The following is an 18,659-nucleotide window of genomic DNA, read 5'->3' as shown; positions in this document are numbered from 1 at the left end:
TTTCATTATATTTTAATCTCCTAATCATAATAATCCCGCATCTGAAAAACTGAAATAAGAGTCCTGCGTAACAATAATATGATCCAAAAGCTGTATGTTTAGAGTTTTTCCGGCTTCATCTATTTTTTGTGTGATATTAATATCTTCCCTGCTTGGCCTTAAACTTCCGGAAGGATGATTATGAGCTATGATGATTCCTGTTGAAAAATGGTCTAATGCTGTCTTAAACAGAATTCTTACATCCACAATGGATTGGCTTATCCCTCCATTGGTCAGCTGGGAAATATGAATAGCTTTGTTATTATTATTCAGAAAAATAGCCCAGAATTCCTCTGTTCTAAGATCAGAAAGCTGGCTTTTAAGAGCAAGATAAGCATCGTTGCTATTTGAAATAAATATTTTTTTTTGATTTTTCTGTCCGGATCTTCTTCTTCCTATTTCCAAAGCTGTAACAATGGAAATTGCTTTTGCCTCTCCTATACCTTTGAACTTCATGAGATCTTTAACAGAAAGTAAACTTAGCTGATGCCAGTTATTATCTACAGACGTTAAAATTTTTCTTCCCAATTCTATGGCACTTTCTTCTTTATTTCCACTCCCCATAATGATGGCTAATAACTCAGAATCGGAAAGCGAATCTTTGCCTTTCTGTAAAAATTTTTCCCTTGGTCTGTCATCTTCTGCAAGAAATTTTATGGTCATGGATACTAGTGTTAATTAAGATTTATAATAATAAAGGTATTAATAGAATGCATATAAGACAATAGGCCGCTGTGACTGATCAATATATTCTGCCGTTTTTTTAAATGCATTTATGGAGAGCATCGGACAGCCCAAACTCAGGCAAGCCGGGGCTGAAGATTCTTTATCCGGTACACAGTCGTAAGAATGAAGTACAATGGCTCTTTGCATTGCATTACTATTGGTTACGTCCAATCCTACTAATCGATAAGCTTTTCCGTATTTTCCCATATAACTTTCCCGGATTTCATATTTACCTAATGATGATTGATATGATCCCTCAGTATTACTGAATTGTAAGGCTGTCGAATTCGGAATTACAGAACCTGATCCATGTGATACAACAGCCCTTTGGACTATTCTATTTTTTTTAAGATCATAAATAAAATAACGGTATTTTCCGGAATGTATTTTAAAGTTAATAAAGATAGCCAGCTCCTGGTTATACTTTTTCCCTTTAATATAGTTTTTAATTTCATTGATTCTGGATTGAGGTATCCCAACAGTATCCAACTGTTGTGAATCAGCTTTTGAACAGGAGATCAAAATTATAAAAAGGAAAATAAAGTGCTTCATCATTTGGATCAGGTTGCTATTCGATAATCATACCATCTTTCATTACAAGTTTCCGGTCTGTAATTTCAGCAAGATTTGGGTTGTGGGTTACAATAACAAAAGTCTGATTATACTTGTCCCTCAAATCGAAAAACAGGCGATGAAGGTCATCCGCGTTCTTTGAATCCAGGTTACCAGTTGGTTCATCTGCAAAAATAATTTTTGGTGAATTGATTAAAGCTCTGGCAACAGCAACTCTCTGGGCCTCTCCTCCTGAAAGCTGATTGGGTTTATGATGTAGCCTTTGCTCTATTTTTAAATCTTCAAATAAAGCATAAGCCTTTTCAATCGCTTCTTTTTCATTAGCTCCTGCAATCTTTGTAGGAAGCAACACATTTTCCAATGCCGTAAATTCCGGAAGAAGCTGATGGAATTGAAATACAAAACCAATATTCTGGTTTCTGAATTTGGAAAGCTGTTTATCATTCATATTGATAAACGATTCTCCTGCTATTGCAATTTCCGTATCGTATTTGGATGAATTCGTTGGATGGTCCAGGGTTCCTAAAATCTGCAGCAGTGTAGACTTACCAGCTCCGGACTCTCCTACTATAGACACTACTTCTCCTGTTTTGATATGAATATCAACCCCTTTCAATACTTCTAAATTCCCATAAGATTTATGGATATTCCTTGCTTTAATCATGACTCAAAAATAGTAACATATTGTCGATTTTACAACAAATTTACACAACATTATTGGTCTTAAAACAAAAAAACCTCTCAAAGTGAGAGGTTTTATTATTAGCAATTCAGAAATTACAGTAACAAGGTTAATGGATTTTCTAAATATGTTCTTAATGTCTGTAAAAATTCAGCACCTGTAGCGCCATCTACTACTCTATGGTCACACGCCAATGAAAGTTTCATAGTGTTCCCAACTACAATCTGGCCATTTTTCACAATTGGCTTCTCAATAATTGCGCCTACAGATAGGATAGCAGAATTTGGTTGATTGATGATACTTGTAAATGTTTCAATACCAAACATTCCCAGATTAGAAATAGAGAAGGTAGATCCTTCCATTTCATTTGCCTTAAGGCCTTTATTCTTAGCTCTGGAAGCCATATCTTTTACAGATGCAGAAATCTGGGTATATGTCATCTGATCCGTATTTTTCAGTACGGGTACTACCAATCCATCCGGAATTGCTACTGCTACACCAATATTAATATTCCCTCTGTGAATAATCTTATCTCCTGCCCAGCTTGAATTTACCTGAGGATGTTTTCTTAAAGCAATAGCAGTTGCTTTAATGATCATATCATTGAAAGAGATTTTAGTATCTGGTAAAGAATTGATTTCTTTTCGTGCTTCAATCGCTTTATCCATATTGATCTCTACCATCAGATAATAGTGAGGAGCAGAGAATTTACTTTCAGAAAGACGTTTAGCAATAATATTTCTTACTTGCGAGTTCGGAGTTTCAGTATCTTCACCCTGAACAAAGCTTACAGCAACCTGAGCAGCTGCACCTGCAGGAGCTGAAGCTACCGGTTTCGCCTGAGATGGCTGATAATTTTCAATATCCTTTTTAACGATCCTTCCATTTTCTCCGGATCCCTGAACACTATTAATATCAACTCCTTTATCCTGAGCCATTTTCTTTGCTAAAGGAGAAATTGCTACTCTGTCAGAAGATGAAGATGAAGATGAAGCAGCAGCCGGAGCAGCTTTTTCTTCTGTCTTCGCTTCTGCTTTCTGTTCAGCAGGTTTTTCAGCCGATTGAACAGCAGCTTTCGGTGTCCCTACAGCAGATACATCTGTTCCCGCAGGACCAATAATAGCTAGTACAGAATCAACCGGAGCAGCACCGCCTTCTTCTATCCCCTGCTTCAATAGCACCCCATTGAATTCAGATTCGAAATCTTGTACTGCTTTATCTGTTTCGATCTCAGCAAGAAGGTCTCCTTCTTTTACAGTATCGCCTACATTTTTATGCCATTTAGCTACCTTCCCTTCTGTCATTGTATCAGAAAGTCTTGGCATTGTAATAACTTCTACTCCTGCCGGAACTTCTGCAGCAACAGGTTCAGCAGCTGAAGTTTCTGCCTTAGGTTGTGGTTCTGATTTTTTTTCTTCAGTATCTGCATCCGGAGCAACTGCCCCTCCTGTCAGACCTGAAATATCTTCCCCTTCATTCCCGATAATAGCTAACACAGAATCTACAGCAGCTGCCCCTCCTTCTTCTACACCTACGTATAAAAGGGTACCTTCTACTTCAGATTCGAAATCCTGAACTGCTTTATCAGTTTCAATTTCAGCTAAAATATCTCCTTCTTTTACTTTATCTCCAACTTTTTTATGCCATTTTGCCACTTTACCTTCCGTCATAGTATCTGAAAGGCGGGGCATCGTAATTACTTCTGCCATAATTTTCTAATATGATAATTTGTTAATGTGATGATGTGAGAATTAAAAAATATTAATTCATTTTCAAATTCTCAAATTATCTAATTATTAATTTTCTAATTTATCTAAGAATGGATAATCTTCCTGAGCATACACATATTCATAGATTTTTTCTGCTTCAGGATAAGGAGAATTTTCCATAAACTCAATACATTCCTCAACAAAATCTCTTGATTTGTTATCCATTGCTTCCAGTTCTTCTTCCGTAGCCCATCCGTTTGCTAAAATTCTTTGTTTTACCAATTCGATTGGGTCATCATTTTTATGAACTGCTACCTCTTCTTTTGATCTGTAAGGTTCTGCATCAGACATAGAGTGACCTCTGTAACGGTAGGTTCTTGCTTCAATGAATGTAGGTCCGTCACCTCTTCTGGCTCTTTCAATTGCTTCATAAGCGGCTTCAGCTACTTTTTCAGGGTCCATGGCATCTACAGCAAGGCAAGGCATCTCATATCCTAATCCTAATTTGTAGATATCTTCGTGGTTAGCGGTTCTTTTCACCGAAGTTCCCATCGCATATTGATTGTTTTCTACAACAAATACAACCGGAAGTTTCCAGTTCATCGCCATATTAAAAGTTTCATGTAATGAACCTTGTCTTGCAGCTCCGTCTCCAAAGAAACAGATGTTCACTGCTTTTCTGTCGAAATATTTATCTGCAAAAGCAATACCTGCACCTAAAGGAATCTGACCTCCAACGATACCGTGTCCTCCGTAAAAACGGTGTTCTTTACTGAAAATGTGCATAGATCCACCCATACCTCCGGACGTTCCTGTAGCTTTACCACAAAGTTCTGCCATGATTCTTTTTGGATCTACTCCCATCGCCATTGGATGGATGTGGCATCTGTAAGCAGTAATCATACTGTCCTTCGTTAAATCCATTGCATGCGTGAAGCCGGCAGGGATTGCCTCCTGACCGTTATACAAATGTAAAAAACCTCTGATCTTTTGTTTTAGATAAAGAGAACGGCATTTGTCTTCAAACCTTCTCCACATTGTCATATCTTCATACCACTTCAGGTATACCTCTTTAGAAAATTCTTTCATGTGTTAGCTCTTGCTTTTTTATGATGAAATAGTTGAGCAAAATTATGAAAAAAACTTTGTTTTTATTCTATACATAGATAACTTTTCGTTTTTTCTGTAAAATCTATTTGCAGGCCGAATGGATTATTCTTAATTTTCGAGCCCGGGGAAAGCTCATACAGCCATATCTTAGCAGCTGCTTTCCGACTGATGTATTTAAGGAATCTGCCTGCCTGTATAGTTTTGCTGAAATAATAAATAAGACAGGACACTGAAAATTCATGACAATTTATTCCCTGATATCTTTAATCTTTAATTATTGTTAACATCTCTTTTGGTTATTTTAAAAGTAGTTTATCAATCTGATTCCTGTATTATCTATCCTATCCATAGCTCTTCTTCTCTTGTTTTCTGAGGTTATATTGGTATATTTGATCTTTAAACTTGATTATGGAAGAAAAACAGTCTTCATTAATACACAAAATATCAAAAGTAATTTCAGATTTTTTCAATCCGCTTGTTTCACTTATTATTTTTTTTATATATATGAGCATTAGGAAATATTCATTTAATGATTCCTTACTTTATTTTCTTCCTATATTATTAATGATTATTATCCCTGTTATTATATGGCTGGTATGGAATGTCAGAACAGGAAGATATACCAATATGGATGTTTCCAACAGACAGCAAAGGAAAACACTTTATATCTTTATTGCAGTCTGTGTAATCACCTATCTTATTTTTAATTATATCAGAAACGGCTATATTGACTTTGTCATGTTATTTATTCTGATTCTTCTTTTTACCCTGCAGATCAGCAATCTTTATATTAAAAGTTCAATGCATACAGCATTTAATATATTTGTAGCAGCTTTATTTTTTTCACTGGACTGGAAAACAGGATTAATCTGGCTGGGCATTGCAGTTTTGGTCGGAATTACAAGAATTATATTAAAGAGACACACGGTTAAAGAAGTATTTATGGGAGCTGGAATAGCATTTCTGGTATCTTTTATTTATCTTTATTGCAATATACAATTTCAACATTAGAAAAATATATGAAAATAAATCATCTTACTGCTGCAGAGGAAAATTTTATGAAGCTGTTCTGGAAGCTGAATTCCTTTTATCTTAAAGATATTATGGAACAGCATCCGGAACCCAAACCACACCAGAATACAGTATCTACTTATTTGAAGATATTAGTTGAAAAAGGATATTTATCTACTGTAAAAGAAGGAAGGATTTTCAAATACTCAGTACTTGTGCCTATTGAAGAATATAAAACATTTCTTCTGAGAGAGCTTTCCCATAATTTCTTTAATGATTCAGGCAAAGAGATCCTGGAGTTTTTATGTAAAGAAAAGTTAATATCACAGGATGATCTGAAAGGATATTTTGATTTAAAAATTGAAATAAAGCCTACAAAAACAGAAGAGCCAAAATTTGAATATGCTGAAGAGATTCTAAATCCTAAAAAAGAAAAAAAATCAAAAGGAAAAGACAAAGAAAAGGATAAGGAGAAAGAAAAAAAGAAAAAAAAGAAAAAAGTATAATATAATGCTCCGCTTATGAAAATAAAACTTCTGGAAATAACAGGAAAAGCAAGAGAAGTTATTCTGCGCTATCCTATGGTTCTCCTTATGGCTCTCCTAGGCTCTGCCGGAGCAATCTGTCTCTATGAAACCAATTATTCTGAGCCCGGCTTTATAGCATACTCTAAATTTACCATGTGCTCCTGTTTGGGAATATCATTGATGTTTGCACTTAAAATGCTCTCCCAAAGGATAGGAAAAAGCTATATACTTGAATCGGCAGGAATTATTTTTCTTGTCGGTTTTTATTTTATTTTTCCGGATAACAATAGGGATTTCACAGAAGTATACCAATATATCATAATTGTAACATTCCTTCTTTCTCATCTGTTCGTCTCTTTTGCTGCTTTTTTAAACAGGAATAAGGAGCCTAACTTCTGGCAATACAACAAGAACCTATTCGTCAATACAGTTTTAACAATAATATTCACAGGAGTTCTCACAGGAGGTATAGAGCTGGCTGTTTTAGCTGTTGATAAACTCTTTGATTTTAAATTCAGTGAGAGAATCTACCTTGACCTGTTCTTTTTTATGGCTATTTCAGGAAGCTGCCTGAACTTCCTGATCTTCAATGAAAACGGATTACCATATCTTGAAAAGGACAGTCAGTATCCTGTAGTATTAAAATTCTTCACCCAATTTATACTGATCCCTCTTCTTCTGATCTATGTCATAATTTTATATTTTTATGCATTTAAAATACTAATCAACTGGGAGCTTCCGAGAGGCTGGGTCTCTTATCTCGTATTGGCTTACAGTATTGTTGGAATCCTTGCTTTATTGCTTGTTCACCCACTGAAAGCAGACCACACCAAATCCTGGGTTAAAGCATTTTCCAGATTATTTTTTTATACCATCATTCCATTGGTTATATTGCTTTTTGTAGCTATCTTCACCAGAATCCTTGAATACGGATATACTGAGCCAAGATATTTTGTTTTGCTGCTGGCAGTATGGTTGACAGGACTGGTTGTTTATTTTGTTTTTAATAAAAAAGCAAGTATCAGATTCATTCCGGTAAGTTTATTTGTAGCAGGCACATTTTCCCTTGTATTTCCTTACCTTAATGCTTTCAGTGTAGCTAAAAGAAGCCAGAAGACTGAACTGATAAAAATTTTAAACAATAACCATCTTCTTTCCCAGGGTAAAATAGATTTTAACAAAAAAGTTTCAGAGCAAACGATTAATAAAATAACCTCTCAATTTGTATTTCTTGCTGAAAGAAAGGAGAAAGATTTTTTACTAAACCTTATTTCGGATGCAAAAATAAAGAACAAACTAACAGAAGATTTCCAGCAGTTCTACTTTTGGAATATCAACAATTCTTTGAAAAATGCTTTTGTTAACGTAGAGAAAAAACCGGGAACATCAGATTATAAACAGATAATTCTGGAATCTGAAACAGATATAATGAATATTCAGGATTATCAGTATATGATCAGGCTCCAAACTTACGCAAAACAGTTTAAAGAAATTAACGGAGATACATTTACGATAGATAATCAGACCAAAATCAACGGCTCTGATGCTCTCAGAATCATTCTGAATTCAAAAGAAGAGATTGACTTTATTCCGGCTATCCATAAGCTTTTTCAGAAAAACACCACTGCGGAAGGGATTGCAAAGCTTAAAGAAATTTCTGTAGAAAATAATCTTGGAAAATACCATATTAAAATAATTTTCAGAGATATTTCCAAAGGAAAGTATTCTTATAGTATTCATGAGAACTTTTATTATAATGATGCAGTGATTCTGATCAGAGAAAATAAATAAAAAAAGCGGCTTAAAGCCGCTTTATATTTTTACCAACGTTTTCCGCCGCCGTTTCCACCGCGATCGCCTCCGCCACGGTTATTTCCGTAGCTTCCGCTGCCTCTGTTGTTTCCATAACCACCTCCTCTGTTGTTATCGAAGCTTCTTCTTGGCTTCTCTTCTCTCGGCTTAGCTTCAGAAACGTTTAACGTTTTTCCGTTGAATTCTTTCTGATTAAGAGCTTCAATAGCTTGTTGTCCTTCTTCATCACCCATTTCTACAAAACCGAAACCTCTTGAACGACCAGTTTCTCTGTCTGTAACAATTTTAGCTGATGATACGTCTCCAAATTCTGCGAATAGATCATGCAACTCATACTCTTTAGTTGCGTAATTGATGTTTGAAACAAAAATGTTCATTTTAAATAAAATTAAAAAATTAATAAAAATTTGGTATATAAAAGAAAAACAACATAAATTAATGAACAAATATTGATTCCAAATATAAACGTATGCAAGATACAATTAAAAAATTCAAATCAAAGTTTTTTTTGAATGTTTCTCACATTAATTTGAATTGACCTTCTTTCACTAACCTCAAAGAAGGTATTTATTATGGTAAAAACAATACATAAATAAAAACAAATATTAAATTAATTTACATAAAGCAGAACAAAACTTATAATACGATATCACTAAACCTTCCTTAGCTATGAAACAACATACAACAAATTACATCAATACCTTTATTGAAATTGCAGAAGACTGCCCTGTGTTACAGTCGCAGGTTCCACCTGAAAAAAAAGTGAAAACACTGGCTCAGCTTCAGTATGAACAAATTATAAAACATCCTTACCAATATTCATCAGATGACATTATTTTTGAATGCTATGCTATTAAAAATAATATTCCGGAAAATAAAAGACAGGAAGCAAGAAATGCTTTTTTTTCGAAAGGTCAGGCCTGTCTCAGATCTTCTCCTCTGGCAAAAAGATATGGATTTGGTATCCATCATAATCAGGAAGGAAAAGTGGCTATTTTCCCAATAGAAAGTGAAAAATATCAAAGTTTTATACAGGATCCATCCGTTACAAAGGTAAAGGCGATGCGTTCTAAAAGAAAATAATTGAGAAAATGAATCCTTTCGTTTCGTTCAATAAATAATATGTTTTTGAAAACACCGGTTTTAAACATTAAATTTGCACTACAAATTATTAGAAAATGAACTATCATACCAGAAAATGGGTAAAACCTGAGGACTTGAACCCTAATCATTCGCTTTTTGGAGGCAGACTTTTGCAATGGATTGATGAAGAAGCTGCACTATACGCCATTATCCAACTGGAAAATACAAAAGTGGTTACAAAATTTATTTCAGAAATTAATTTTGTAAGCTCTGCAAAACAGGGAGATATCATTGAAATTGGGATTGAAGCAATACATTTTGGTACTTCCTCTATTACTTTGAAATGTGATGTCCGCAATAAAATGACCCACCAAACGATTATTACTGTTGATAAAATTGTAATGGTCAACCTTGATGCTGATGGTAATCCCGCTCCTCATGGTAAAACCCGTATTGAATTTGTCAAGGACAGATTAAATAATAATCTATGAAGATCTTTATAAAAAACATGGTTTGTAACCGCTGTATTACTGCTGTTGAAGAAATTTTTAATAAAGCTGACATAAAAACCACTTCTGTTATTTTGGGAGAAGTAGAAACCATATCAGAATTGTCTGTAGAACAACTAAGGACTATTGAAAAGCAATTGATTGAAACCGGTTTTGAAAGAATTATGGATTCAGCCCATCAGCTGATTGAGAAAATTAAGAAACTGATCATCATTAAAATCAGTGAACTTGACATTTCAGAAGACTTTTTACTCTCTGAATTTCTTAGTTCAAAGCTTCATAAAGATTACAGTGCTCTTTCCAAAACTTTCTCACAAAATGAAAATATTACATTAGAACAGTTTTTCATTCTTCAAAAAATTGAAAAAGTTAAAGAACTTCTTTTCTATAATGAATTTACTCTTACTGAAATTGCAGGGAAACTCGGTTATAAAAGCGTTCAGCACTTATCAACGCAGTTTAGAAACAGTACTGGCTTTACTCCCACTGAATTTAAAAAGCTAAAAATACACAATAGAAAATCCTTGGATAACCTTTAGCCGGCAAGAGATATGTTGCATTAATATTTCCTTGCTTTCAAACACTCCAAACCTTAATTCAAAATTCTATAACTATTATCCTTAAATTTATAACAACCTTAGATTTCTATTTTGGAAATTTGTAAGTATAAATTTAAGAGTCATGGAGCTACAGTATAAGATATCAGGAATGACCTGCTCAGGTTGCCGGAAAAAAATTTCAGACCAGCTGAACAGTATTGAAGGTATTACAGCTGATGTAAATCTGGAAAACAATACCGCAACGATCACGTCTGATAAAGACGTTGACCTTTCTGCTTTAAACAATGCTTTAGCTGAAATTGGAAATTATAAACTTGAAAATCCGGAATCTGCGGATAAATCATTTATAAAACCTCAGGACCGGGTATCTCCATCTTCAGTTTATTATTGCCCAATGGAATGTGAAGGCGATAAAGTCTATTTCAAACAAGGGGAAAGATGCCCTGTGTGCAGAATGTATCTTGTACCTATTGAAGAAAAGCTGGCTAAAGATCCTAATCACAAGCCTACTTATTCTGCAGCCAACCTTCCTGAAAACTTTAAAGACAGCATAGGAAAATACTACTGCCCTATGTTTTGTGAAGGTGATAAAGTGTACACTGAAAAAGGAGACTGTCCCGTTTGCCATATGCATCTGGAACCCATCACTGAACAACTCGTTCAAAAAGAAGGTTCGCATCATTCACATTCACACGATCATCATCACGCCCATCACCAAGCACCAAAAGTGACTGATGAAATGGCAGGCAGATATTACTGCCCGATGTATTGTGAAGGTGATAAAACATATGATTCCAATGTCGGATGCCCTGTCTGCGGAATGGACCTTGTAAAATACCCTGAAAAGAAAACAGCAAAATATACCTGTCCGATGCATCCGGAAATCATACGTGATGAACCCGGAAGCTGTCCTATTTGCGGAATGGATCTGGTAAGAATGCCTGACAAAAGCAATGACGAAGAAGATGAAACCTACAATATTTTAAAAAGGAAATTTATTATTTCACTCGCATTTACGATTCCTGTCTTTATTCTTTCAATGGGAGGAATGTTTATCAGTTTCCCTTTTTCACATCAGATACAGGGTTTTATTGAACTGGCTTTAACCCTTCCGGTGATGTTTTATTCAGGATGGTTTCTTTTGAAAAGAGGCTGGGTTTCCTTCCGGACATGGAATCTTAATATGTTTAGTCTGATTGCATTAGGAGTAGCTGCGGCATTTTTATTCAGTATTACTGCTTTGGCTTTTCCTGATATTATCCCTCATGAGATCCGGGGCCATAATCATGAAATCCCTTTATATTTTGAAGCGGTCTGTGTTATCTTAACACTGGTTATATTAGGCCAGCTTATGGAAGCAGCAGCCCATAAAAAAACAGGGAATGCAATTAAGGAATTAATGAATCTTTCACCTGACGAAGCCAATCTTATTGTAAATGGTGAAGAAAAAAGGGTCTTGTTATCCCAGGTAAAAATCGGAGACCTTTTAAAGGTAAAGCCCGGTGAAAAAATTCCCGTGGATGGCAAGATTACCGAAGGCAGCTCTGTGGTGGACGAAAGCATGATTACGGGAGAACCCGTACCCGTAGAAAAGAATATTGATGACAAAGTTTCTTCCGGAACCATTAACGGCAACCAGGTTTTTATAATGAAAGCTGAAAAAGTAGGTGATGAGACACTCCTTTCTCAGATTATAAAAATGGTGAATGAGGCCAGCCGGAGTAAAGCTCCCATTCAGAAACTAACGGATAAAGTATCAAAAGTATTTGTTCCTGTTGTGATTCTCATTGCTGTATTAACCTTTGTTCTGTGGCAACTTTTCGGTCCTGAAGGAAAAAGAAGTTTATTTGCATTTGTAAATGCGGTAGCAGTTTTAATTGTAGCATGTCCATGTGCTCTTGGATTAGCCACACCTATGTCTTTAATGGTAGGAATTGGAAAAGGTGCCAAAAACGGAATTCTGATTAAAAATGCAGAAGCTCTTGAGCAGATGAATAAAATAAATGTACTGATCACAGATAAAACGGGGACTTTAACAGAAGGGAAACCATCTGTAGAACATATTGAAGCTTTAGATAATAATAACAAAGAACAGATTTTAAAGCTAGCTTTTTCATTAAATCAGAATTCAGAGCATCCACTTTCCAATGCCGTGATCAAAAGAGCTAAAGATGAAAATATTTCTGCTGAAAAAGTGGAACAGTTCGAAAATATTTCAGGAAAAGGAGTTAAAGGAAATATTAATGGTAAAACAGCTTACCTTGGAAACGAAAGTCTTTTAACATCTCACCAGATTCTCATCCCGGACAGCTTGAAGAAAAAAGCTGTCGAGGTGCAGACAAAAGCACATACAATCTCATATATCGCCGAAGATCAGAATGTTTTGGGCTTTATAAGTTTTACAGATAAAATTAAGTTGAGCTCCAAAAAAGCAGTAGAAAGATTAATGAGTGAAGGAATTGATATTATAATGATGACCGGAGATAATGAACACACCGCTAAAGCGGTAGCAGATGAATTGGGAATCAGGCATTTTAAAGCTAACTGTTTACCCGAAGACAAACTAAATGAAGTTAAAAGACTTCAGCAGCAGGGAAAAATTGTAGCAATGACCGGTGATGGAATTAATGACTCCCCTGCTCTTGCGCAGTCTGATGTTGGAATTGCAATGGGAACCGGAACGGATGTAGCGATTGAAAGTGCGGAAATCACCTTACTTAAAGGAGATATTCTGGGGGTGGCCAAAGCAAAATTGCTGAGCGAGAAACTTCTGAGAAATATAAAAGAGAATCTATTCTTTGCATTTATATATAATATTCTCGGGATCCCTGTAGCGGCAGGATTATTGTATCCATTTTTTGGAATTCTGTTGTCCCCGATGATTGCAGCAGCAGCTATGAGCGTAAGTTCGTTGTCTGTTATTCTGAATTCATTAAGATTGAATTCTGTAGATCTGAATATAAAATAATAATATGAAAAAAGAAAATCTTTACATAGGATGTTCAGGGTTCTATAATAATGACTGGAAAGGGTCTTTATATCCTGAAAATGCTCAGAGTAAAGATTTTCTTTCTTTATATGCAGAAGTATTTAATGCAGTAGAAATCAACTCAACATTTTATAGAAACCCTACTGCTAAAACCCTTTCAAAATGGCATGATGAAACTCCTGAGCATTTCCGGTTTTTCATTAAAATTCCCAAATCCATTACCCATCAAAACAGAGTTGCAGGATCTAAAGAAATGATCACAATATTCTGTAATCATTTACAGTACCACCTCAAGGATAAACTTTCCGGCTTTTTATATCAGCTGCCACCTTCGTTTAAAAATACTCCGGAAAATCTGGAAACAATCATTCAGAATCTTGATCAGAATTTCTTAAATGTAATTGAATTTCGTCATGAATCATGGTGGCAAAAAGAAATCTTTGACACTTTAAAAAATAATAATATTGTTTTTTCCGGTGTAAGTTTTCCGGGCAATCTTCCTGAGGACGTCATTATAAACCACCCTGAAGTACTTTATTACAGACTTCACGGAAAGCCCGTTCTTTACAAATCCGAATACAGCACTGAATTTCTTGACCTTCTGGCACAAAAGATCCGGGATACAAAACAAACTACTTATCTTTTCTTTAATAATACATGGGGAACAGCTGCAACTGAAAATTCGAAATACGTAAAGAGTATATTAGAATAAAGACTTGTTTTTACCCAGATCAGCCAGTATTATTCTTTCCGGTGAGGGTATTTCTAATTTAACATATATAGAGAAAAGCTATCATTTTAACATTTATAAATGTTAAAATAAACAGAAAGCAAAATTATATTCACACATTCATTAATTATTGATGAAATTCCTTTAGGATAAGATATTAAAATAACCTTAAAAAGCAAAAATATTATCAGACATGGCATATAATTTGTTAAATTTCAAGTGCGATTTTTAACGATTTTTAACAATTTAAATTCCATCGTCTTTATGAGAAAAATTTTTGCGGGAAAGTCAAAAAATAAGACTTTTCTAGGGATGTTTGCATTGGTGAGTGCAACTTCGGTTTTATTGAACAGCTGTAATTTCAAAAATGAGGTGAATGAACAAATACATTCCCAGGAACATCCTGCCGCAGAAATAGTCCCCAAGATGGATGATGAAAATGTAGATCCGGATAAAAGAGTGATATATCTTACCTTTGACGATGGCCCTAACCAGGGCACAGAAAATCTTTTAAAAATACTGAACAAAAGAAATGTGTGTGCTACAGCTTTTTTAGTAGGTAAACATGCATATGGAAGTAAGAAACAAAAGGATGATCTGGAACTTTTAAAACAAAACCCTTTAATAGAACTGGCAAACCATAGTTTTACCCATGCTCACAATAAATACACAGATTTCTATAAAAATGCTGATGCAGTGGTACATGATTTTGACATTGCCAAAGACAGCTTAAAACTTTATGATAAAATTGCAAGAACTCCGGGAAGAAATATCTGGAGGCTTAACAATATTAATGTGACGGATATCAAAAGTTCAACTGCTGCTGCAAACGGGTTAAGAAATGCCGGATATAAAGTAATCGGCTGGGACCTTGAATGGCGGCCTACCCATAAAATGACTCTAAAAGGAAGCCATGAAGCAATGTTGAAAAAGGTAGACAGTATTTTCCTTAATGATCTTGAAAAAACTTCAAGACATCTTGTTTTCCTTACTCATGACCAATATCTTAGAGATACAGATTCCATCAACGAACTGGATCTTTTTATTGAGAAATTACAAAGAAGTAATAAGTTTGTATTCAGAAAAATCTCACAGTACCCAAGGATCAACGAAGTCCTGAATTAACTGCTATACATCAGATCATTAAAAAATTACAGTGCAGGATTGGCAACTGTCCGGTAAATTTCAGAAATTTGCATATATGAGTATTAAAGAAAATTATCAACGTATACATGGTCAGCTGCCCCAGGGAGTTCAGCTGGTAGCTGTTTCCAAAACACATCCGGTTTCAGCAATACAGGAAGTCTATAATCTGGGGCAAAAAGTATTTGGAGAGAATAAGGTTCAGGAGTTAATGGAGAAACACCCTCTTTTACCTCAGGATATACAGTGGCATCTTATTGGCCATCTGCAAACCAACAAGGTCAAATATATTGCTCCGTTCATTGATACTATACAAAGTGTAGATTCTGAAAAGCTTTTAACAGAAATCAATAAAGAGGCTGAAAAAAACAACCGGATTATTAAGGTTTTGCTTCAGGTTAAAATTGCAGCAGAAGAAAGCAAGTTTGGCTTGGAGGCTTCTGAAGCCAAAAATCTGTTCAGGCAATATAGTAACGGCCAGTTTCCAAATGTTGAAATTACAGGATTGATGGGAATGGCAACATTCACGGATGATCAGCAACAGATAAAAAAAGAGTTTTTAACCCTAAAGGAACTTTTTAATGAATTAAATGAATTAAATCAATTAAAAACGTTAAAAACCTTATCCATGGGTATGAGTGATGATTTTCCTCTCGCTATTGAATGCGGGGCTAATTCGGTAAGGGTTGGATCTGCAATTTTCGGCAAAAGAGATTACTCAAAACAGAATATTTAGGTATAGTTTTTGCTAATAATTGAAACAAAAAATTTAAATTTGCAACTATGCAAAAAATCCTTATAGTAGAAGACGAAAAAGCAATCTCGGGAGTACTCCACAGTATTCTTTCTGATGAACTTACCGATTATGAATTTGTTATCGCTGAAGACGGCCTGGAAGGTTACAAACAGGTAGAAAAAGAAGATTTCGCATTAGTGATTTCTGATATTAAAATGCCTAAACTTTCAGGAACAGAGCTTTTGAAGCAAAGTCTCGCCTTAAAGCCGGAGAGCACTTTTATTATGATCTCAGGCCATGCGGATATTGATTCTGCTGTTTCCTGTCTGAAAGAAGGTGCATATGATTTTATCTCCAAGCCAATTGATATCAACAGACTGATTACCAGCGTAAAAAATGCTTTAGCAAAAGAGACCCTGAAGAAAGAAAACAAAAATCTTCAGACTGAAAACAAAACATTAAAGAAAAAGGTAAATAAAAAATATCAGATGATCGGCGAATCTCCTGCATTACAGAAGATTCAGGATATGATCGAAAAAGTTGCTGCTTCTGATGCCAGAGTTCTGATCACAGGCCCGAATGGTGCCGGAAAGGAACTGGTTGCTCATGCTATTCACAATCAAAGCGACAGAGCAAGAGGTCCAATGGTAGAGGTTAATTGCGCGGCAATTCCATCTGAGCTTATTGAGTCTGAACTTTTCGGTCACGTAAAAGGATCTTTCACGGGTGCTATTAAGGATAAGCAGGGAAAATTTGAGCAGGCTAACGGAGGTACCATCTTCTTAGATGAGATTGGTGATATGAGCCTTATTGCTCAGGCTAAGGTATTGAGAGCACTTCAGGAAAGCAAAGTCTCTCCTGTGGGAAGTGATAAGGAAATAAAAGTTGATGTAAGAGTACTTGCAGCAACCAATAAAAATATGCAGAAAGAGATTGAGGAAGGGAAATTCAGAGAAGACCTTTATCACAGACTTTCTGTAATTGAAATTTATGTTCCGCCGTTGGATGAAAGAAAAGAGGATATTAAATTATTAGTGGAACATTTTTCAGGAATGATTGCTGATGAACATGGCACAGCAGTTAAAAAATTTGATGATAAAGCTATTGATGCGTTAAAAGCACTTTCCTGGACTGGTAATATCAGGGAATTAAGGAATGTTGTTGAAAGATTGATTATTCTTGGTGGAAACACTGTTTCTGAAAATGACGTTGCAAGTTTTGTAAGGAAATAATACCATTATTATTTACGATATTATAAAAATTTGCAGTAAGTCACTGCAAATTTTTTTTTGACCTGTTTTGAAATATTAACTATATGAATCATAAAATACTATGAACTTTTTAAACAAAAACTATACAAAAGAATGCCTGACTTTAGCTCTGCCTGTGATGCTTACCCAGGTGGGGCAGGTTTCGGTAAACTTATTTGACAATATTATTGTCGGAAAACTTTTAGGAGCAGATGCCCTTGCTTCAGTTTCTTTAGGTAATGCGGTCTTCTTTTCTATCTTCGTATTGGCTCTTGGGTTTTCATTTGCAATCCCTCCATTGGTTTCTGAGGCACATTCGAGAAAGGATCATGCTACGATTAATTCTGTATTCAGCCATGGCTTTATTATTAATATGTCTGTAGGAATTATCCTGATGATGGTTCTGCTACTGGGAATGCCTCTGCTCTATCATTCAGGACAGCCAGCCAAAATTATACCTGATACTGTAGACTTTTTAAGTATTATGGTGATCAGTATGATCCCTTTCATGGCTTTTCAGACACTCCGCGAAGTTTCAGAAGGGTTATCTTATACTATAGGGGTAACCAAAGCGACCATTATTGCCAATGTGATCAATATTGCTTTAAATTATGTATTTATCAAAGGACTTTGGGGGCTGCCTCCAATGGGGGTAAAAGGTTCCGCTTTAGCTACATTGATTTCCAGAATCTTCATGGTTGTATTCCTTTATTTTGTACTGCTCAAAGAAGAAAGAACCAAACGCTATATCAAAGATTTTTCACTTAAAGTTCAGGATTTCTCTAAAGCAATGTTTAACAAAATGGTAAAATTAGGACTGCCTACAGCTTTACAGATGTTTTTTGAAGTAACGGCTTTTGCCGGAGCCGCTTTTATCTGCGGACTTATTTCTGCTCACGATATTGCATCTCACCAGATTGCACTGAGTATGGCTTCATTTACCTTCAATTTATGTGTTGGATTTAGTGTTGCCTCAACAGTAATGATTGGGAGAAAACTGGGAGAACAGAACTTCATTGAGCTGAGAAAAGTGGGAATTAATAACCTGAAAATTGCTTTTATATTTATGTGTATCTGCGGGCTGGTGTTCATTTTGGGAAGAAATATCCTGCCTACTTTCTTTACCAAAAAAGAAGAAATTGAAGTAATTGCACTGGCTTCAAAATTAATGATTATTGCAGCATTATTCCAGCTTTCCGATGGAATTCAGGTAACCGCTCTGGGAATGCTCAGAGGGTTGCAGGATGTTAAGATACCATCTATTTATACCTTTATTGCTTATTGGGTCATTACTATACCTTTAGGCTACTTTTTCTGTGTTACATTGGAAATGGGAGCCTTCGGAATGTGGATCGCTCTTGGGTTAGGTCTTACCGTATCAGCGGTTTTCCTTGTTAAACGATTTTTAAATATGTCTGAAAAGAGAATTAAGCAGAATATTTAGACTAAAATCAGGTAATACTAAGCGCA

Annotated in this window: 18 protein-coding genes; 12 read left to right on the top strand and 6 right to left on the bottom strand. The window is 35.4% G+C overall.

The features are described 5' to 3' along the window. Positions 1 to 24: 24 nt before the first annotated feature. From radC to pdhA, 5 genes are all read right to left on the bottom strand, one after another. On the bottom strand, positions 25 to 702 hold the full coding sequence (gene radC / locus DRF59_RS10705) for a RadC family protein (protein WP_115959526.1): 678 nt from the start codon (positions 700 to 702) through the stop codon (positions 25 to 27). Between the two features lie 39 nt (positions 703 to 741). Beyond that, positions 742 to 1,320, bottom strand: coding sequence for a murein L,D-transpeptidase catalytic domain-containing protein (locus DRF59_RS10700; RefSeq protein ID WP_115959525.1), 579 nt, complete (start codon positions 1,318 to 1,320; stop codon positions 742 to 744). Between the two features lie 13 nt (positions 1,321 to 1,333). Next, a complete protein-coding gene (locus tag DRF59_RS10695; RefSeq protein ID WP_115959524.1) occupies positions 1,334 to 2,002 on the bottom strand; it encodes an ABC transporter ATP-binding protein in 669 nt (222 codons plus the stop codon). A gap of 113 nt (positions 2,003 to 2,115) precedes the next feature. Then, complete coding sequence (locus DRF59_RS10690; RefSeq protein ID WP_115959523.1) at positions 2,116 to 3,729, bottom strand: pyruvate dehydrogenase complex dihydrolipoamide acetyltransferase; 1,614 nt, start codon at positions 3,727 to 3,729, stop codon at positions 2,116 to 2,118. 87 nt (positions 3,730 to 3,816) lie between these two features. Then, positions 3,817 to 4,818 (bottom strand): pyruvate dehydrogenase (acetyl-transferring) E1 component subunit alpha, encoded by a 1,002-nt coding sequence (pdhA, locus tag DRF59_RS10685; protein ID WP_115959522.1) that lies wholly within the window; start codon positions 4,816 to 4,818, stop codon positions 3,817 to 3,819. A gap of 525 nt (positions 4,819 to 5,343) precedes the next feature. On the opposite strand from pdhA, the gene DRF59_RS10680 reads away from it, so the two are divergent. Genes DRF59_RS10680 through DRF59_RS10670 form a run of 3 tightly spaced genes read left to right on the top strand, consistent with a single transcriptional unit; the run spans position 5,344 to position 8,168 of the window. Then, on the top strand, positions 5,344 to 5,850 hold the full coding sequence (locus tag DRF59_RS10680; RefSeq protein WP_241505537.1) for a phosphatase PAP2 family protein: 507 nt from the start codon (positions 5,344 to 5,346) through the stop codon (positions 5,848 to 5,850). An 8-nt stretch (positions 5,851 to 5,858) separates the two neighbouring features. Then, a complete protein-coding gene (locus tag DRF59_RS10675; RefSeq protein ID WP_115959519.1) occupies positions 5,859 to 6,356 on the top strand; it encodes a BlaI/MecI/CopY family transcriptional regulator in 498 nt (165 codons plus the stop codon). A gap of 15 nt (positions 6,357 to 6,371) precedes the next feature. Next, the gene (locus DRF59_RS10670) at positions 6,372 to 8,168 is read left to right on the top strand and encodes a DUF4153 domain-containing protein (protein WP_115959517.1); all 1,797 of its coding nucleotides are present in this window, start codon (positions 6,372 to 6,374) and stop codon (positions 8,166 to 8,168) included. Between the two features lie 29 nt (positions 8,169 to 8,197). On the opposite strand, the gene DRF59_RS10665 is transcribed toward DRF59_RS10670, so the two are convergent. Then, positions 8,198 to 8,566 carry an RNA recognition motif domain-containing protein gene (locus tag DRF59_RS10665; RefSeq protein WP_115959515.1) on the bottom strand — a complete coding sequence of 123 codons (369 nt, stop codon included), beginning with the start codon at positions 8,564 to 8,566 and terminating at the stop codon, positions 8,198 to 8,200. 292 nt (positions 8,567 to 8,858) lie between these two features. Between DRF59_RS10665 and DRF59_RS10660 the strand changes: the two genes are divergently transcribed. The 9 genes from DRF59_RS10660 (at position 8,859) to DRF59_RS10620 (ending at position 18,633) form a co-directional block, all read left to right on the top strand. After that, the gene (locus DRF59_RS10660) at positions 8,859 to 9,272 is read left to right on the top strand and encodes a DUF6157 family protein (RefSeq protein ID WP_115959513.1); all 414 of its coding nucleotides are present in this window, start codon (positions 8,859 to 8,861) and stop codon (positions 9,270 to 9,272) included. 95 nt (positions 9,273 to 9,367) lie between these two features. Then, entirely contained in the window at positions 9,368 to 9,763 is a 396-nt protein-coding gene (locus DRF59_RS10655; protein ID WP_115959511.1) for an acyl-CoA thioesterase, read from the top strand. Further along, positions 9,760 to 10,320, top strand: coding sequence for a helix-turn-helix domain-containing protein (locus DRF59_RS10650; protein WP_115959509.1), 561 nt, complete (start codon positions 9,760 to 9,762; stop codon positions 10,318 to 10,320). The genes DRF59_RS10655 and DRF59_RS10650 overlap by 4 nt, the downstream gene beginning before the upstream one ends. A gap of 142 nt (positions 10,321 to 10,462) precedes the next feature. Beyond that, on the top strand, positions 10,463 to 13,309 hold the full coding sequence (locus tag DRF59_RS10645) for a heavy metal translocating P-type ATPase (RefSeq protein WP_115959507.1): 2,847 nt from the start codon (positions 10,463 to 10,465) through the stop codon (positions 13,307 to 13,309). A gap of 4 nt (positions 13,310 to 13,313) precedes the next feature. Continuing rightward, the gene (locus DRF59_RS10640; RefSeq protein WP_115959505.1) at positions 13,314 to 14,042 is read left to right on the top strand and encodes a DUF72 domain-containing protein; all 729 of its coding nucleotides are present in this window, start codon (positions 13,314 to 13,316) and stop codon (positions 14,040 to 14,042) included. A 282-nt stretch (positions 14,043 to 14,324) separates the two neighbouring features. Beyond that, positions 14,325 to 15,185: a polysaccharide deacetylase family protein gene (locus DRF59_RS10635; RefSeq protein ID WP_115959503.1), complete on the top strand. Its 861-nt coding sequence runs from the start codon at positions 14,325 to 14,327 to the stop codon at positions 15,183 to 15,185. A gap of 76 nt (positions 15,186 to 15,261) precedes the next feature. Then, positions 15,262 to 15,939 (top strand): YggS family pyridoxal phosphate-dependent enzyme, encoded by a 678-nt coding sequence (locus DRF59_RS10630; RefSeq protein ID WP_115959501.1) that lies wholly within the window; start codon positions 15,262 to 15,264, stop codon positions 15,937 to 15,939. Between the two features lie 47 nt (positions 15,940 to 15,986). After that, the gene (locus DRF59_RS10625) at positions 15,987 to 17,171 is read left to right on the top strand and encodes a sigma-54-dependent transcriptional regulator (RefSeq protein ID WP_115959499.1); all 1,185 of its coding nucleotides are present in this window, start codon (positions 15,987 to 15,989) and stop codon (positions 17,169 to 17,171) included. Between the two features lie 100 nt (positions 17,172 to 17,271). Further along, positions 17,272 to 18,633 (top strand): MATE family efflux transporter, encoded by a 1,362-nt coding sequence (locus DRF59_RS10620; protein WP_115959497.1) that lies wholly within the window; start codon positions 17,272 to 17,274, stop codon positions 18,631 to 18,633. Positions 18,634 to 18,659 lie beyond the last annotated feature (26 nt).

It is taken from the genome of Chryseobacterium flavum (assembly GCF_003385595.1).
Classification (GTDB): domain Bacteria; phylum Bacteroidota; class Bacteroidia; order Flavobacteriales; family Weeksellaceae; genus Chryseobacterium; species Chryseobacterium flavum.
This window is presented reverse-complemented; position numbering and strand designations above follow the sequence as displayed.

Bases quoted from the DNA above. Each gene is read 5' to 3' on its own strand.
- DRF59_RS10665 (WP_115959515.1), bottom strand. From the start codon at position 8,566: ATGAACATTTTTGTTTCAAACATCAATTACGCAACTAAAGAGTATGAG.
- DRF59_RS10655 (WP_115959511.1), top strand. From the start codon at position 9,368: ATGAACTATCATACCAGAAAATGGGTAAAACCTGAGGACTTGAACCCT.
- radC (WP_115959526.1), bottom strand. From the start codon at position 702: ATGACCATAAAATTTCTTGCAGAAGATGACAGACCAAGGGAAAAATTT.
- DRF59_RS10620 (WP_115959497.1), top strand. From the start codon at position 17,272: ATGAACTTTTTAAACAAAAACTATACAAAAGAATGCCTGACTTTAGCT.
- DRF59_RS10670 (WP_115959517.1), top strand. From the start codon at position 6,372: ATGAAAATAAAACTTCTGGAAATAACAGGAAAAGCAAGAGAAGTTATT.
- DRF59_RS10660 (WP_115959513.1), top strand. From the start codon at position 8,859: ATGAAACAACATACAACAAATTACATCAATACCTTTATTGAAATTGCA.
- DRF59_RS10690 (WP_115959523.1), bottom strand. From the start codon at position 3,729: ATGGCAGAAGTAATTACGATGCCCCGCCTTTCAGATACTATGACGGAA.
- DRF59_RS10645 (WP_115959507.1), top strand. From the start codon at position 10,463: ATGGAGCTACAGTATAAGATATCAGGAATGACCTGCTCAGGTTGCCGG.
- DRF59_RS10640 (WP_115959505.1), top strand. From the start codon at position 13,314: ATGAAAAAAGAAAATCTTTACATAGGATGTTCAGGGTTCTATAATAAT.
- DRF59_RS10625 (WP_115959499.1), top strand. From the start codon at position 15,987: ATGCAAAAAATCCTTATAGTAGAAGACGAAAAAGCAATCTCGGGAGTA.
- DRF59_RS10695 (WP_115959524.1), bottom strand. From the start codon at position 2,002: ATGATTAAAGCAAGGAATATCCATAAATCTTATGGGAATTTAGAAGTA.
- DRF59_RS10700 (WP_115959525.1), bottom strand. From the start codon at position 1,320: ATGATGAAGCACTTTATTTTCCTTTTTATAATTTTGATCTCCTGTTCA.
- DRF59_RS10680 (WP_241505537.1), top strand. From the start codon at position 5,344: ATGAGCATTAGGAAATATTCATTTAATGATTCCTTACTTTATTTTCTT.
- pdhA (WP_115959522.1), bottom strand. From the start codon at position 4,818: ATGAAAGAATTTTCTAAAGAGGTATACCTGAAGTGGTATGAAGATATG.
- DRF59_RS10675 (WP_115959519.1), top strand. From the start codon at position 5,859: ATGAAAATAAATCATCTTACTGCTGCAGAGGAAAATTTTATGAAGCTG.
- DRF59_RS10630 (WP_115959501.1), top strand. From the start codon at position 15,262: ATGAGTATTAAAGAAAATTATCAACGTATACATGGTCAGCTGCCCCAG.
- DRF59_RS10650 (WP_115959509.1), top strand. From the start codon at position 9,760: ATGAAGATCTTTATAAAAAACATGGTTTGTAACCGCTGTATTACTGCT.
- DRF59_RS10635 (WP_115959503.1), top strand. From the start codon at position 14,325: ATGAGAAAAATTTTTGCGGGAAAGTCAAAAAATAAGACTTTTCTAGGG.